Origin of the sequence: Roseovarius mucosus DSM 17069 (genome assembly GCF_000768555.3) — a bacterium.
GTDB lineage: Bacteria > Pseudomonadota > Alphaproteobacteria > Rhodobacterales > Rhodobacteraceae > Roseovarius > Roseovarius mucosus.
Window position 1 is genome coordinate 78,097 of sequence record NZ_KN293975.1, and the last position, 13,870, is coordinate 91,966.

The window sequence follows — 13,870 nt, forward strand, 5'->3', positions numbered from 1 at the left end:
TCTGGGGGGTGGCGGAAGCTCAGGGATTCGAACCCTGGGTACCTCTCGGTACGCTGGTTTTCAAGACCAGTGCAATCGACCACTCTGCCAAGCTTCCGTGCCGTGCCGAGGGCGTCATTCGGGATGTTCCGATGTCGCACTCATTTGTGGTTCAAACGTGCCTACAGAGGTCCGGGCGATTCTGAAAGGGGGGGATGACGGGGAAAATCGCGCATCGCCCGCCTGCGCACTTTTCACGCGGGGGGCAAGGCGCTAGAGTGCGGGCGCGCGACAGGACCGGGACGATAACAGGCAAGACCGGACCACCGGCAGAGTACGCCGACCGCTTGCGCACATAGGCATGGGGCAAAGGGCAAGGGGCAAGAGATGACATTTGCGGAACAGGGCAAGGGCGTGCAGGTGCGGGTATCGCGGCTCGTCTTAGTCGGTGCGGCGATGCTGCTGCTGGCGGGATGCGAAGAGGGCGCGCCTTCATGGCTCAAACCTGACCGCGCCGGGCAATCCTCTGCAGAGGGGACCACACCTGCGCGCGCGTCGGTCAGGCTGGTGGAGCGCGATGTCGAGGCCCCGGATGTGTTCCAGGTCACGGATATGGGGCTTTGGGATGGACGACCATCGCTTGGCGGTGTCTGGGTGGCGCATCCCGATGTCAAGGAACCCGAGCGGGTCATTATCCGCAGCACATCGGGTTCGAAATTCGTGATCGGCGCGCTTTTCCGTCGCGCGCGGGATATTCCCGGCCCGGCGTTGCAGGTGTCGTCGGACGCCGCAGCGGCCCTTGGTATGTTGGCGGGGGCGCCGGTTCAGCTCAACGTGACGGCCCTGCGCCGCGAAGAAGCCAAGGAAAGCAGCCCCGAGCCCGATACCGATCCGGAAGAGGCCGCAACACTTGCTGCTCCATCAGAGATCGAAGCCACAGCCCTTGATCCCGCTCGCTGGCGCCGCGGCGGCGCATTGACGCGGCCGAAGCTTCCGCAAGCACGGCGCCTGCGCCCCAAGCGATCGCGGCGGCAGCACCGCCCCCATCACCTGCGTCCACACCTGCTCCGGCGCGCGTCTCGGGGCTCGACAAGCCCTTTATCCAGATCGGGATTTTCAGTGTCGAGGAAAATGCGCGCAATACGGCGACCGCGATGCGACAAGCCGGAATGGTGCCCACGGTGCTGGAGCAAAACAGTCAAGGCAAGGCCTTTTGGCGGGTGATCGTGGGTCCTGCGACCAACGCCTCAGAGCGCAGCGCGCTGCTAAAGAAGATCCAAGGCATCGGTTTTGAAGACGCCTATGCCGTCACCAACTGAGATCAGGAGGGTCTGATGCGCCTAATCCGCCATATCGCCGCTGCCACGCTCTGCCTTGGGGTGGCACTACCTGTGCAGGCCTTTGAAACCAGTGCTAAGGCTGCCTATGTCATGGACGTGACCACCGGGACGGTGCTCCTCGACAAGAACGCCGACACGCCCATGCCGCCTGCGTCGATGTCCAAGCTGATGACGCTTTATGTGGCCTTCGAGGCGGTGCGCAACGGGCGGCTGACACTGGACGAGCGCCTGCCGGTATCTCAGCACGCCATGAGTTATGGTGGCTCGACCATGTTTCTCGATACCACCGACCGGGTGCGGGTCGAGGATTTGTTGCGCGGCATCATCGTCTTGTCCGGAAATGACGCCTGTGCGGTAATCGCCGAGGCGCTCAGCCCCGATGGCACTGAGGCCGGGTTTGCCCGCTTTATGACGCAGCGTGCGCAGCAATTGGGCATGACCAACTCGATGTTTCGCAACGCCAGCGGCTGGCCTGCCGAGGGGCATGTCATGAGCATGCGCGATCTGGCGCTGCTGGCGCGGCACATTATCGAGGATTTTCCCGAATTTTACCCGATGTTTGCCGAGACAGAGTTTCGTTTTGACGGGCGCGCGCCCAGCAATATCAGCAATCGCAACCCGCTGCTGGGGCTGGGGATCGGGGCGGATGGGCTCAAGACCGGGCATACAGAACAGGCGGGCTTTGGCCTGACCGGCTCGGCCAAGCAGGGCGATCGGCGTGTGGTTTTTGTGATCTCCGGGCTGGCTACCGCAGCAGATCGCGCGCGCGAATCCGAGTCGATCGTGAACTGGGCTTTCCGGCAATTCGCCCAGAAGTCCGTGCTGACGGCGGGTCAGGAAGTGGCGCGTGCCGAGGTCTGGATGGGCGAAGCCCCCAGCGTGGGTCTGACTGTGGCCGAGGACGTGTCGACCTTGTTGCCGGTGCTCGATGGCGGCGAATTGAAGGGCGAGGTGGTTTACACCGGGCCGGTGCGTGCGCCGGTGGCCAAGGGCGATGTGGTGGCTGAGTTGGTCTTTGCGCCCCAGGGCCTGCCGTCGACGCGCGTGCCTTTGGTGGCTGCCGAGAATGTGGCGCAGGGCGGGTTCATGACACGTATACGCACGGTCTCGGGCGTGCTCCTGACGCGCTTGCAGCAGGGCCCCGAGGGGGCGCTTTGAGCGGGCAGGGGCTGTTCATCAGCTTTGAGGGGATCGACGGGTCGGGCAAATCCACGCAGGCGCGGCGGCTTGCCGAGGCGTTGCGCAACATGGGGCGCGATGTGGTGCTTACGCGCGAACCGGGGGGCAGTCCGGGGGCCGAGGAAATCCGGCGTCTTGTGCTCGAAGGTGACAAGGACCGCTGGTCCGCCGAAACGGAAATCCTGCTCTTCACCGCTGCGCGGCGGGACCATCTGGAGCGGGTGATTGCCCCCGCACTGGCACGTGGCGCGGTTGTGATTTGTGATCGTTTTGCCGATAGCACACGAATGTATCAGGGCCTTGGCCGGAGTGATCTGCGCGGGCTGGTGGACCAGTTGCATGAGTTGATGATCGGGCGAGAGCCGGATGTGACGGTATTGATTGATATTGATCCCGGCGTGGGTCTGGGCCGCGCGCTGTCGCGTGGCGGGGGCGAGGCGCGGTTTGAATCCTTTGGCGAAGGGATGCAGGCACGAATGCGCGCCGGTTTTCTGGCCTTGGCGCAGGAATTTGCCCCGCGGTTTGCGGTGATCGACGGCGCGCGCGACCTGGACGCGGTGGCCGAGGACGTGGCCCGCGTGGTGCAGGCGCACCTGCCATGAGCGAGGATGGCTTCTTACCCGAACCGGACCGCGTAGAGGGGGCGCCACACCCGCGCGAGACGGTACAGCTTGTTGGCCAAGCTACGGCAGAGTCCGAGTTTCTCGATGCGTTCAACACCGGGCGGCTGCATCACGGCTGGCTGATCACCGGGCCTCGTGGCGTGGGCAAGGCGACGCTTGCGTGGCGCATTGCGCGGTTCTTGCTGGCCACACCGCTGGTGCAGGAGGAGGGGCTCTTTGGTGCACCACCACCACCTGAAACGCTGGACATCGCCCCGGATCATCCGGTGTCGCGGCGTTTGCTGGCGCTCTCTGATCCGGGGCTTTTTTTGTTGCGGCGGGGACCCACCGACAAGGGCGACCGTCTTGCTGCCGAAATTCGTGTTTCCGAAGTGCGCAAGCTCGGTAATTTCTTTGCCCTCTCCGCGGCGGACGGTGGGCACCGGGTGGTGATTGTCGATGCGGCGGACGACCTCAACACCCAAGCCGCCAATGCCATCCTCAAAATGCTGGAAGAGCCGCCGGCGCGGACGGTGATGTTGCTCGTCTCGCATCAACCCTCTGGCCTCTTGCCCACGATCCGCTCGCGCTGTCGTACGCTGCGGCTGGCCCCTCTGGGACCGCAAGAGATTGCACAGGCGCTGGAGCAGGCGGGAATAGCGCCCGAAGGCGATCCGGTGGCACTGGCGGAATTGTCGGGCGGCTCGGTCGGGGCTGCGGTGCGGCTGCTCAATCTGGGGGGCCTCAAACTCTATGCCGAGCTTGTGGGCTTGCTGGAGAGCCTGCCGCGCCTTGACCGTCTTCGCGCCCTGCGCCTGGCCGAGGCGGCGGCGACGCGGGGTGCAGAAGAGCGGCTTGACCTGCTGTTTTCATTGACAGACCTTTTGCTGGCGCGTCTGGCGCGAGCTGGGGCCACCGGCCACGCACCACGCGCCGAGGCGGCACCCGGAGAAGCGGCGCTCTTGGCGCGGCTGGCGCCCGATGCCCGCAAGGGACGCGATTGGGCGGATTGTGCCGAGGTGATTGGTGCGCGCGCGCGGCATGGGCGGGCGGTCAACCTTGACCCTGCCAGTCTGGTCCTAGATACGGTGTTCAGGATTCAGCAAACAGCCGGGGCCTGAGCCCCCGCCCGAGGACAGGCATGAGCACCGACATTCGTATCACTGACAGCCATTGCCACCTCGATTTTCCCGATTTCGACGAAGAGCGGGATGCGGTGATCGCGCGTGCCGTCGCGTCTGGCGTGCAACGTATGGTGACGATCTGCACCAAACTGCGGCAAGAGCCACAAGTGCGTGCCATAGCCGAGAAATTCGCGCCGGTGTTCTACGCCGCGGGCACCCATCCCATGAGCGCCGCGTCAGAGCCCTTGGTAACGGTCGATCAACTGGTGAAACTGGCGGAACATCCGAAGTTTGTCGGCATCGGTGAGACGGGCCTTGATTATCACTACACCGCCGAGAGTGCCGAGGTGCAGAAAACCAGTCTGCGCGTGCATATCGAGGCGGCGCGGCGCACGGGTCTGCCGCTGATTATCCACGCCCGCGACGCGGATGACGACATGGCCCGCATCCTGAGCGAAGAATATCGCAACGGTGACTACACTTGCGTCATGCATTGCTTTTCGTCGAGTGCGGCGCTCGCGCGCGCGGCGCTTGATCTGGGGTTTTACCTGTCGATGTCGGGCATCGCCGCGTTCCCCAAGAGCCAGGCGTTGCGCGATATTTTTGCAAGCGCCCCGGTGGACCGAATCCTCTTGGAAACCGATGCGCCTTATCTGGCACCACCCCCCCATCGTGGTCGCCGCAACGAGCCTGCCTATACGCTTCACACGGGCCAAAAGGGCGCAGAGGTCTTCGGGATGGACTGGCCTGAGTTTGCCGCGCAGACCGAGGCCAATTTCGAGCGGCTCTTTACCAAGGCGGTGCTGTGATGGCCGAGATGCGCTTTACCATTCTGGGCTGCGGATCGTCCGGTGGCGTGCCGCGTCTTGGTGGGCATTGGGGCGAGTGTGACCCCACAAACCCGCGCAACACGCGCCGTCGCTGTTCGCTGCTGATAGAGCGGGAAAGCGAGGGCGGCATCACCCGCGTGTTGATCGACAGCTCGCCCGATTTGCGCGCACAACTGCTGGATGCGGGCGTCGGCGCGCTGGATGCCGTGGTCTATACGCATTCCCACGCCGATCATGTCCATGGTATCGACGATCTTCGGATGATCGTGTTCAACATGCGTCAGCGCCTGCCGGTCTGGGCCGATGGCGACACGCAAAACGCGCTATATGCGCGGTTCGGTTATGCCTTTGTTCAACCCAAAGACAGCCCCTATCCCCCCATTCTCGACATGAACACGATTGACGGCCCGTTCGAGATCGAGGGCGCGGGCGGGACCATTCGCCTCGAGCCGTTTCAGGTCAATCATGGCTCGATCGACGCTCTTGGCTTTCGCGTGGGGGATCTGGCCTATTTACCAGATGTGGCCGCTATCCCCGAGGATGTCTGGCCGGTGCTGAGCGGGCTCGATTGCTGGGTCCTGGATGCGCTGCGCCGCACCCCACATCCGACGCATGCCCATCTGGCACTGTCGCTTGAATGGATCGCCCGCGCGGCCCCGCGCCGGGCCGTGCTGACCAATATGCATATCGACCTTGATTATCAGACCGTGGAAGAGGAGACGCCTGCGCATGTGACGCCCGCCTATGACGGGATGATCCTGCGCTATACGGTCTGAGCGCGATGCAGGCGCTCTTCGAAATCATCCTGCCGGTCTTTCTGGTGATCGGCTTTGGCTATCTCGCGGTCTGGCGACGCTGGTTCAGTCAGGCGGGCGTAGATGGGTTGATGAGCTTCACTCAGAAATTCGCCATTCCCTGTTTGCTTTTTACTGCGATTTCCCGTCTCGATCTGGGGCAGAGTTTCGATTGGCGGCTTTTGCTCAGTTTCTACGTCGGCGCAAGCTCAGGCTTTGCCCTCGGGCTTTTTGGGGCACGCCTTATCTTTGGCCGCTCGTGGGAGGATGCAGTTGCCATCGGCTTTTGCTGCCTCTTTTCCAACTCGCTGCTTCTGGGCCTGCCAATTATGGAGCGCGCCTATGGTGCCGATGCCCTGGCCGCGAATTTCGCCATCATCGCGGTGCATTCACCGTTTTGCTACGGTCTGGGCATCACTGTAATGGAAATCGTCAAGGCGCGGGGAACGGCTGGGCCAAGGGTGGCGGTCAAGGTGCTGAAGGCGATGTTTTCCAACACGCTGATCATGGGGGTTGCGGCGGGGTTTGTTGTAAACCTGTCGGGACTGGTGCTGCCGACGCCGGTTGAGGATGGGCTTGATCTCATGGCGCGCGCCGCTCTGCCTGCGGCGCTCTTTGGTTTGGGTGGCGTGCTGGTGCAATACCGCCCCGAAGGCGATTTGCGGGTGATCTTATATGTTTGCCTGATTTCATTGGTGGTACATCCCGCGATCACCTTTGGACTTGGACTGGGGATTGGCCTGCCGGTTGAGGGCGTGCGCTCTGCGGTGGTGACGGCGGCGATGGCGCCGGGGGTCAATGCCTATGTCTTTGCCAATATCTACGGCCATGCCAAGCGGGTTGCGGCATCGAGCGTGCTCTTGTCAACCGCGTTCACAATTGTCACGGCGTGGGTCTGGCTGCAGATTTTGCCGTGATCCAAGGCACTTGGGGCGGAGTCAACGCATCCAGAACCCGTTGCGTTTGATCGTATTGCGGATCACCTGTTCGCGGCGCGGCAGGTCGTTCTGGTCAAACAGAGCCCGCACTTTCAGCCCACGCCCCTGATAGATCATCCGCTTGGCGGGATCGTAATTCTTGAGCACGCGTTTGATCTTGTTGGGGGCCGTCACCTCGTGCAGAACCTCAACGACATGGTCGGCCTCGCGCGCGTAGAGCAGCGGCAAGAGCCGGTAATGACAACTGACCGCGCCATCCAAAAGGCCGGGTGGCAGGGTATCGCGCCCGCCGCCAAGGGCATGGATCGCCAAGGGCAGGGCCACTTGGTCAAGCCAGGGGTCCAGGGATTGCAGGAGCAGTTCGCGTGGCGGGTCATCGCGGATGCCAAGTGCATAGTCGAGAAAGCGTTGTCCAAAGACATGCGGGCATTGGTAGAAAAAGAAACCCGCATTGAAATAGAGATAGCGCTGCCAGTAGCCATCGGGTTGGTTTGGGTCAAGCGAGGCCTCGAAATCAAGCCCGAAGCGGTCGTAGAGCGATTTCCATATCTGGCTGTAGGTCGGACCATAAAGCTCGATCTGCGGCCAGGTGCCCTCGCGCCGCAAAGAGGCCGTGGGCCGCCTGAAATCAAAGGGCACAGATGCGAGATCACCACAGATCAGCGTATCGGTATCGAAAAACACGAAAGGCTCTCCCTTGGGCAGAGCAAAGAGCGCCTCAATCTTGTTGCCATAGGGATAGGCCGCGCCGAAATGGCGGCTCTCGAACGGCAGGAATTCCGCGCCCAGATCGGTCAATAGCGCGCGGCTGTCCGCATCCTTTATGCGCGGGTCGTCGCGCCAGAGCGGCCCCGGCTGCGGCTCTGCCACAAAGAGACGACCCGCAAAGTCAGGCGAGGCGGCGCGCAGCGACGCCGCAAAGAGAATGGCCTCGTATTGCAAACGGCCAGCCTGACCGACGATCAGGATATTATAGTTCTGGGGCGCCTGTTTTTGGGGGGCCATTCTGTCGTGATCCTGCCTGACTGCCGCCGACACTATGGAGTTTTCCATGGCGCAGATAAAGTGGTTATCGCAGGGCGGTACCGCGCGGGGATCAAAAGCGCAGGGTCAAACCGGCAAGTGGTCCCGAGAATGTCGCGTCGAATTTGCGCCCATTCTTGCTGTAATCCACATACAGATGCCGGTAGCCCGCCGAGAGCCAAAGCCGGTCATTGGCCCGCCAGTTGAGCGTGCCGACAAGTTGCGATGTCATGTCTGAGCCTCCGCCAAAGCCGCCGACATCGGCATAGCCTATAACCGACCATCGGTCCGAAAGGCGGATATTGGTGCGCGCGGCAAGGATCGGATCGGTGAAACTCACGTCGATCCCGCCAGCAAGGCCAGGCACTGGCGTTGTCGCCTGCCCCTCGACCCGCCAATGGCGCAGACCTGCCATGACATCCACCGTCGCATCGGGTGTTGTCAACGCCCGGTAGCCTGCGGTCAGCGTCAGCGAGGATTGCTCGATGCGGCCCCGCGCAGGCAGGCCGGGGGCGGGGAATGGCACCGTGCCGCGCCGTGAGCTGGCCGATTGCGACAGGTCGCCCATCACCACGAAACGATCATAGCGCGCATAGCCCGTGAGAAAAAACGCCGTGTCTAGGTCTTCGAGAACCTCTGCAAGCCCCTTGTCGAAGCGCAGCGACGGGCCGCCTGCGCGCGGCGTGATCGTGCCACCGATCCCCGCCCCCCAAGCATAGGGCGTTATCTGCGCGCTCCAGTCCTGTGCACTTGCGGGGGCAGCGAGGCTGAGGATCGTGCAGAAGGCCAGCAGCGCGTTTTTCATCAGAGCATGTCCTTCATGACCGTCCCGCCCTTGAGGATCATGGCAAGGCTCTGCTCGGGCCGGTCCAGCCAGTCTAGCCCTGCCTCGGGATCACCCTCGACCACCAAAAGATCGGCCATTGCCCCTTCGGCAATCACGCCCAAGCGTCCCTCATAGCCCATGCGTTCCCCAGACATGGCCAGCAAATCGCCCGCCGCCCCCGTCGCCATGCGCAGCGCCTCGAGCGGGGCCATGAAGCGGGTCAGCTTGGCCAGTTGCCGCCCTTGGCTTTGGGCCCCTGCGGGGTTCATCAGGATGTCGGTGCCAAAGGCCATGCTGACCCCCTCGGTGCGGCCCATGTCAAAAGCTTGAACGGTGCCTGCGGACACTTCCTGCCGCTTGGCATTCTGGCGTGGGTCGCTGCTGGGGTTAGAGTCCTCGTCTGCAAGAAAGGGCTGGATCGACCACCAAGCGCCTGCTTCGCGCATCATCCGCACGGTTGCCAGATCCGCCAATTGCCCGTGTTCAATGGATTTCACCCCTGCGCGGAGTGCCCGTTGGATGCCCTTGGGTGTATAGACATGGGCACAGACATAGGTGCCCCAATCCGTTGCCGCCTCGACGGCGGCGCGCATCTCGTCTTCGGTATATTGCAGGCTCTCGAGCGGATCATAGAGCGAGGTGACACCGCCCCCGGCCATGATCTTGATCTGGCTGGCGCCCTTCATCAACTGCTCGCGGGTGCGGCGCAAAACCTCGGCGCGCCCGTCCGCGATGGCCACCACGCCGACCCTTTCACTATAGCTCAGATCGCCATCGGCGCGTGGAAGTTCTGAAGTCATGCGAAAATCGCCATGCCCTGAGGTTTGCGAAATCATCGCGCCCGACGCAAGAATGCGCGGGCCGGGCAGGGCGCCGCGATCAATGGCTAGCTTGAGGCCAAAAGCCGGGCCGCCAGTGTCGCGCACGGTTGTGAACCCGCGCAAGAGCGTGGCCCCGGCCTCGCGACCTGCCATAAGATGCACAAAACCGATGTCGGCGCTCATCGCCTGAATCTGTGTCACGGCGACAAGCGTGCTGTGCCAATGTGCGTCGATCAGACCGGGAATGACCGCGCGCCCGCCGCAGTCGATGCGCTCGGCTTCGGCCGGTCCTTGTCCCGCAGGGGGTAGGCCGATGATGCGCCCGCCCTCAATCAGGATATCGTGCCCGTGTATCAGGGCAAGGTCATGGCCGTTGAAATAGCGCAGATTGGTCAGGAGCAGGGGACGACCGGGGGTCTGGGCACGTGCCGGTTTTGACGCCAACCCGAACCCTGCATAAAGACCGACAACAGCCGCTGCTCCGCCCAACATCGCACGACGGTTGAGGTCCGCCTCGATCCGAGCAAAGGCCGCCTGCGTTGTCGGCGCGCCGCAGAGACAGCAATCCAAGGCAGTATGCGGGATTTGGTGCGCGGACCTGCAAATCTGACACATTCGTCTTGCTTCTCTTCTATGTCTTTGAGGGCAGAAGGCACGGAACGCACCATCATTTTCGATAAGGTAGCGACAAGAGAGGCTGCGTCAACGAAGGCGCACGCAAAGCGCGCGGTGGAAAAACTTTCTTATGGGCAAAAGGCCCTTGAAAAAAGGGGGGAAAGTGGTGGGCGACCCTGGAATCGAACCAGGCGTGCGTCTCCGCGAGGGAGTTACAGTCCCCTGCCACACCTTGCGGCCTGTCGCCCACTTTCCCAGCACTTGCGCGCCGGACGTGGGGGGCTGATTACTAGTGGCCGGATGCTGCGTCAACCGGAAAATAGCTTGCAAGCGGTGGCCGCCCGTCGCATTGTCGCAGGCCGGAAAAGAGGGGCCGTACAGCCATGAAAAAACCCCGTTGGGTGATCGACAAGGAACAGGCCAAGCGGGCAGCAGCCTCTGAAACCGTGTGGCTGTTTGGGTTGCATGCTGTGCGCGATGCTCTGGAGAACCCGGATCGCGAAAAACTGCGCCTGATCGTGACCAAAAACGCCGCCGACAAGCTGGAGGCGGCGATTGCCGCCAGCGGAATCACGCCCGAAGAGGTAGACCCGCGCAAGTTCAACGCGCCGCTTGATCCCGGTTCGGTGCATCAAGGGGCTGCGCTTGAGGTCAAACCGTTGGACTGGGGGCCGATGGCAGAGGTTTGTCTGGGAGACGGGCGCACCGCCCCCCGTGTGGTGCTCTTGGACCGGGTAACGGACCCACATAACGTGGGCGCGATCCTTCGCTCTGCGGAAGTGTTCGGTGCGCGGGCGGTCATCGCCCCCCGTCACCACGCCGCGCCCGAGACCGGGGCCCTCGCCAAGACCGCCAGCGGCGCGCTGGAACGGCAGCCCTATCTGCGCGTGCGCAATCTGGCCGATGCGATCATCGAGTTGCAGGCGATGGGGTATCTGGTGCTGGGGTTGGCCGGTGAGGCGGAGATGAGCATCGAGGCTGCGTTGGAGGGCAAGCGTGACCGGCCTGTGGCGCTTGTGCTCGGGGCCGAAGGGCCGGGCCTGCGCGAGCGCACCCGCGAGGTCTGCGATGCGTTGGTGCGGATCGAGTTCGCCAATGATTTCGGCTCACTCAATGTATCCAATGCGGCCGCCGTGGCCCTCTACGCCGCGCGGGGTTGAGGGCGGGATGCGGCATCCTCAAAGGCCGCGATGAAACGCCCCTTGATCATCCAACTGAGGCCAAAGGCGCAGAGGCCAAGAGATTCGAACAGGAATGTCAGGCGCAGGCTGTCCCAGATGGCCTCGATGCTCTGTGCAAGAGCAAGCGGCAGGATCATCTCCAGTAGTGCCGCCTTGATCGCCAGCACGCCCACCACGGCAAAGATGATCCGCCCAAGTATGCGATACCACAGATTGCGCCGGTCCTTGCGGTTGCCCGCGAGGCGCGCCGCGGTGGTATTCTCGCGGGTGAAGACATAGGTCGAGAAATACCCTAGGACGAGAAACATCACCCCTGCCGCGCCGAAGTGCATCATTTGCAGGGCCGTGGGCACATCTAGGCCGATGGGGGCGAAACTGGCCCAGAAATCGTAGCTGATCGTCCCCTCGACCGTGCCGCCGGGCGGGTGAAACCCCTCTGAGCCGCTGGTATTGGTCAGGAACACACGCGCCACTTGGCCTGTGTATGCACAGCCCGAGCCGGTGGTAGGCACAAAGGCCACGATGACGGCCGCCACGCCGGCCAGTTTTAACAGCACCACATCGTACCAATGCCACCCCAAACACCCTTCGCGCCCCGGCGCGCGAAAGCTGTAAAAGAACATCAGCAACAGGCCGATGAAGCTGAGCGCCCCCACAAGGATATCGCCCCCGACCCGGCTAAAGTAATAGTGGCTGATCGAGGCGTTGAAACAGGTGTTGGTCAGGATCGACACCAGCCCGAGCGACACCGGCAGACCAAGTGCCACATACCCCACCCCCAGATTGAGGCGGCGCAGGTCGATGTCAAAGGGCAGGTCGCGCAGGTCCGGTCGGGAGGGGAGATCATCGGCCATCGGGCATATCCTGATTCAGACAGACAAGACCAGCCTAACGTAAAGCTGCCAGAAGCCGAAACGCTTTACGGATCCAGCCACGTGTTTTGGACCTCTGTCTGTCCCTGAAAGCCTTAAAATCGTTTACAGATTCAAGCAAATCAGGCTACTGTTCAGAAAAAATAAACAATTGAGCAGAAAACATGTTGGCAAGGCAGGAAAGCGCCGAACTCGGACTTTCGTTCGAAGAGGTGTTCCAATATCAATACGTGATTAGTCGGCGGGGGATTGATCCTCAGGGGATGAAGGTCTCTGCCTGTCGCGGTTGGCGGGTCCTGACGGGGCGTGCCCTGCCGGTCGCGCGACTGCATGATCGGGATGGGATTTTCATCGGGTTGCTGCTCGGGATTGCCACGGGACCGGACGGGGTAATCGAGGGAGAGTATAGCTTTGGCGATCTCTCTGCCGGTGTGCCAGAGTTTTTCAGCGATTTTGAAAGGCATCTCAACGCCTTCGCAGGGCGCTTCACGATCATCGTGACCTCGGGCGGAGACGAGCGCATCTATTGCGATCCGGTCGGGATGCTTGGCGTTGTCTACAACCCTCAGACGCGCCGTGTCGGCTCTAGCCTGAAGCTGTGTATCGAGGATGCGGTGCAGGATCACCCGCTTTATGACCACAGCATCAACGAGGCCTATGGCAGCAAGTATTCCCTGTTTCATACGCGCGATGCGCGGGTTCGGCGCATGAATCCGTCCTTCTATCTCGATCTCGCGAATTTCCACGAGAATCGTTACTGGCCGCGCGAAGACAGTTTCGACATGCCCGAGGGCGGGCTCGAAGCGGTCTATGACGAGCTGATCAACACCGCCCGGCACAGCATAGGGGCGATCGCTGCGCGCTATGACTGCGCCATGCCTCTGTCAGGAGGGCGCGACAGCCGGCTGCTCGCGGCGTTTGCCGGGCCGCATATGCAGACTATCCGCCAGGTTTTTACCCATGTGACGAATTACGCCACGCGGATTGATGCTGAAATCGCCAAGCGTCTTGCGGCTGTGATGGAGGTCGAGCACGAGGTCCATGATCGCCGCACGCTACGTCCCGTGCCACGCCGGGTCCGGCGGAGCGAGCGATGCTTCCATCTGGCGGCAGGGGCAGTTTTGCCGCTGCCCAGTGAACTGGCGCGCGACGTCAATCATTGTCTCACACCGGGTTCGGTCGTGCTGCGTGGGCATCAGACCGACCTTCTACGCGCGGTCTTTGTGCGCAAGGCCGAGATATCCCATTGGAAGGATTTCCGGTGGCAGATCGAGAAACTGCTGATCGTGCCGCGCAACCATTTCAATGACGAGGTCTATACGCGGTTCATGCCGGAATTCATGGCCTGGCATCGCACCCTGTCGCCTGTGGCGCGGTCGCGCGCGGTGGATATGATGTTCCTTGAGGTCTATTACGCGTCTTCCCTCGGCATGACCTTTCCGGGCCTGCACCGTCATTTTTATATGTCGCCGTTCAACAGCCGTCGGATGATCGAACTGAGTCTCAGTATCGACGTGACCTATCGCATCGGCGCAAAGCCGGTGGATGATCTTCTCTATCGCATGAACCCGGATCTCTTGTCGGTGCCCTTCGACAACGAGATTTCGGCCGACTTGTCCAATATCGACGGCCCCTCACCGGCACGGGATTTGCGTGTCGCTGCCGCCGTGGCGCGTGCACCAGAGCAGGTCAGCGCCGAATCTGCGAGAAAACGCCGCGCGTGATGTTGGCTCGGCCGGGCTTGAC

General features: G+C 62.3%; 12 protein-coding genes, 2 tRNA genes and 1 pseudogene. 9 read left to right on the forward strand and 6 right to left on the reverse strand.

Going from position 1 to position 13,870, the window contains the following annotated elements; all coding sequences use genetic code 11:
- Nucleotides 1–9 precede the first annotated feature (9 nt).
- Nucleotides 10–97: transfer RNA gene (locus ROSMUC_RS00395), tRNA-Ser, on the reverse strand.
- Between the two features lie 269 nt (nt 98–366).
- Here ROSMUC_RS00395 and ROSMUC_RS00400 point away from each other — a divergent pair.
- The 7 genes and pseudogenes from ROSMUC_RS00400 (at nt 367) to ROSMUC_RS00430 (ending at nt 6,765) form a co-directional block, all read left to right on the forward strand.
- A pseudogene (locus ROSMUC_RS00400) lies at nt 367–1,298 on the forward strand (SPOR domain-containing protein).
- A gap of 15 nt (nt 1,299–1,313) precedes the next feature.
- Nucleotides 1,314–2,477 carry a D-alanyl-D-alanine carboxypeptidase family protein gene (locus ROSMUC_RS00405; protein ID WP_037268302.1) on the forward strand — a complete coding sequence of 388 codons (1,164 nt, stop codon included), beginning with the start codon at nt 1,314–1,316 and terminating at the stop codon, nt 2,475–2,477.
- Nucleotides 2,474–3,100 carry a dTMP kinase gene (gene tmk / locus ROSMUC_RS00410; protein ID WP_037268304.1) on the forward strand — a complete coding sequence of 209 codons (627 nt, stop codon included), beginning with the start codon at nt 2,474–2,476 and terminating at the stop codon, nt 3,098–3,100. Before ROSMUC_RS00405 ends, tmk begins: the two co-directional genes overlap by 4 nt.
- Nucleotides 3,097–4,221, forward strand: coding sequence for a DNA polymerase III subunit delta' (locus tag ROSMUC_RS00415; RefSeq protein ID WP_037268307.1), 1,125 nt, complete (start codon nt 3,097–3,099; stop codon nt 4,219–4,221). The genes tmk and ROSMUC_RS00415 overlap by 4 nt, the downstream gene beginning before the upstream one ends.
- Before the next feature lie 20 nt (nt 4,222–4,241).
- Entirely contained in the window at nt 4,242–5,033 is a 792-nt protein-coding gene (locus ROSMUC_RS00420; RefSeq protein WP_037268310.1) for a TatD family hydrolase, read from the forward strand.
- Nucleotides 5,033–5,830 carry an MBL fold metallo-hydrolase gene (locus ROSMUC_RS00425; protein WP_037268313.1) on the forward strand — a complete coding sequence of 266 codons (798 nt, stop codon included), beginning with the start codon at nt 5,033–5,035 and terminating at the stop codon, nt 5,828–5,830. Before ROSMUC_RS00420 ends, ROSMUC_RS00425 begins: the two co-directional genes overlap by 1 nt.
- 5 nt (nt 5,831–5,835) lie before the next feature.
- Nucleotides 5,836–6,765 (forward strand): AEC family transporter, encoded by a 930-nt coding sequence (locus ROSMUC_RS00430; RefSeq protein WP_037268315.1) that lies wholly within the window; start codon nt 5,836–5,838, stop codon nt 6,763–6,765.
- A 21-nt stretch (nt 6,766–6,786) separates the two neighbouring features.
- Here the strand turns inward: ROSMUC_RS00430 and ROSMUC_RS00435 are convergent, their stop codons facing one another.
- The 4 genes from ROSMUC_RS00435 to ROSMUC_RS20920 form a co-directional block, all read right to left on the reverse strand.
- Complete coding sequence (locus ROSMUC_RS00435) at nt 6,787–7,791, reverse strand: hypothetical protein (RefSeq protein ID WP_037268318.1); 1,005 nt, start codon at nt 7,789–7,791, stop codon at nt 6,787–6,789.
- Between the two features lie 91 nt (nt 7,792–7,882).
- Entirely contained in the window at nt 7,883–8,614 is a 732-nt protein-coding gene (locus ROSMUC_RS00440; protein ID WP_037268321.1) for a porin family protein, read from the reverse strand.
- Nucleotides 8,614–10,026, reverse strand: coding sequence for a metal-dependent hydrolase family protein (locus ROSMUC_RS00445; RefSeq protein WP_245875080.1), 1,413 nt, complete (start codon nt 10,024–10,026; stop codon nt 8,614–8,616). Before ROSMUC_RS00445 ends, ROSMUC_RS00440 begins: the two co-directional genes overlap by 1 nt.
- Before the next feature lie 209 nt (nt 10,027–10,235).
- Nucleotides 10,236–10,319: transfer RNA gene (locus ROSMUC_RS20920), tRNA-Tyr, on the reverse strand.
- Between the two features lie 135 nt (nt 10,320–10,454).
- On the opposite strand from ROSMUC_RS20920, the gene rlmB reads away from it, so the two are divergent.
- On the forward strand, nt 10,455–11,231 hold the full coding sequence (rlmB, locus tag ROSMUC_RS00450; RefSeq protein ID WP_037268329.1) for a 23S rRNA (guanosine(2251)-2'-O)-methyltransferase RlmB: 777 nt from the start codon (nt 10,455–10,457) through the stop codon (nt 11,229–11,231).
- Here rlmB and ROSMUC_RS00455 read toward each other — a convergent pair.
- Nucleotides 11,213–12,106 carry a hypothetical protein gene (locus ROSMUC_RS00455; protein WP_037268336.1) on the reverse strand — a complete coding sequence of 298 codons (894 nt, stop codon included), beginning with the start codon at nt 12,104–12,106 and terminating at the stop codon, nt 11,213–11,215. The two genes, rlmB and ROSMUC_RS00455, sit on opposite strands and share 19 nt — an antisense overlap.
- A gap of 182 nt (nt 12,107–12,288) precedes the next feature.
- Between ROSMUC_RS00455 and ROSMUC_RS00460 the strand changes: the two genes are divergently transcribed.
- A complete protein-coding gene (locus tag ROSMUC_RS00460; protein WP_037268338.1) occupies nt 12,289–13,848 on the forward strand; it encodes an asparagine synthase-related protein in 1,560 nt (519 codons plus the stop codon).
- Nucleotides 13,849–13,870 lie beyond the last annotated feature (22 nt).

Bases quoted from the DNA above. Each gene is read 5' to 3' on its own strand.
- ROSMUC_RS00435 (WP_037268318.1), bottom strand. From the start codon at position 7,791: ATGGCCCCCCAAAAACAGGCGCCCCAGAACTATAATATCCTGATCGTC.
- ROSMUC_RS00415 (WP_037268307.1), top strand. From the start codon at position 3,097: ATGAGCGAGGATGGCTTCTTACCCGAACCGGACCGCGTAGAGGGGGCG.
- ROSMUC_RS00455 (WP_037268336.1), bottom strand. From the start codon at position 12,106: ATGGCCGATGATCTCCCCTCCCGACCGGACCTGCGCGACCTGCCCTTT.
- ROSMUC_RS00420 (WP_037268310.1), top strand. From the start codon at position 4,242: ATGAGCACCGACATTCGTATCACTGACAGCCATTGCCACCTCGATTTT.
- rlmB (WP_037268329.1), top strand. From the start codon at position 10,455: ATGAAAAAACCCCGTTGGGTGATCGACAAGGAACAGGCCAAGCGGGCA.
- ROSMUC_RS00440 (WP_037268321.1), bottom strand. From the start codon at position 8,614: ATGAAAAACGCGCTGCTGGCCTTCTGCACGATCCTCAGCCTCGCTGCC.
- ROSMUC_RS00425 (WP_037268313.1), top strand. From the start codon at position 5,033: ATGGCCGAGATGCGCTTTACCATTCTGGGCTGCGGATCGTCCGGTGGC.
- ROSMUC_RS00430 (WP_037268315.1), top strand. From the start codon at position 5,836: ATGCAGGCGCTCTTCGAAATCATCCTGCCGGTCTTTCTGGTGATCGGC.
- ROSMUC_RS00460 (WP_037268338.1), top strand. From the start codon at position 12,289: ATGTTGGCAAGGCAGGAAAGCGCCGAACTCGGACTTTCGTTCGAAGAG.
- ROSMUC_RS00405 (WP_037268302.1), top strand. From the start codon at position 1,314: ATGCGCCTAATCCGCCATATCGCCGCTGCCACGCTCTGCCTTGGGGTG.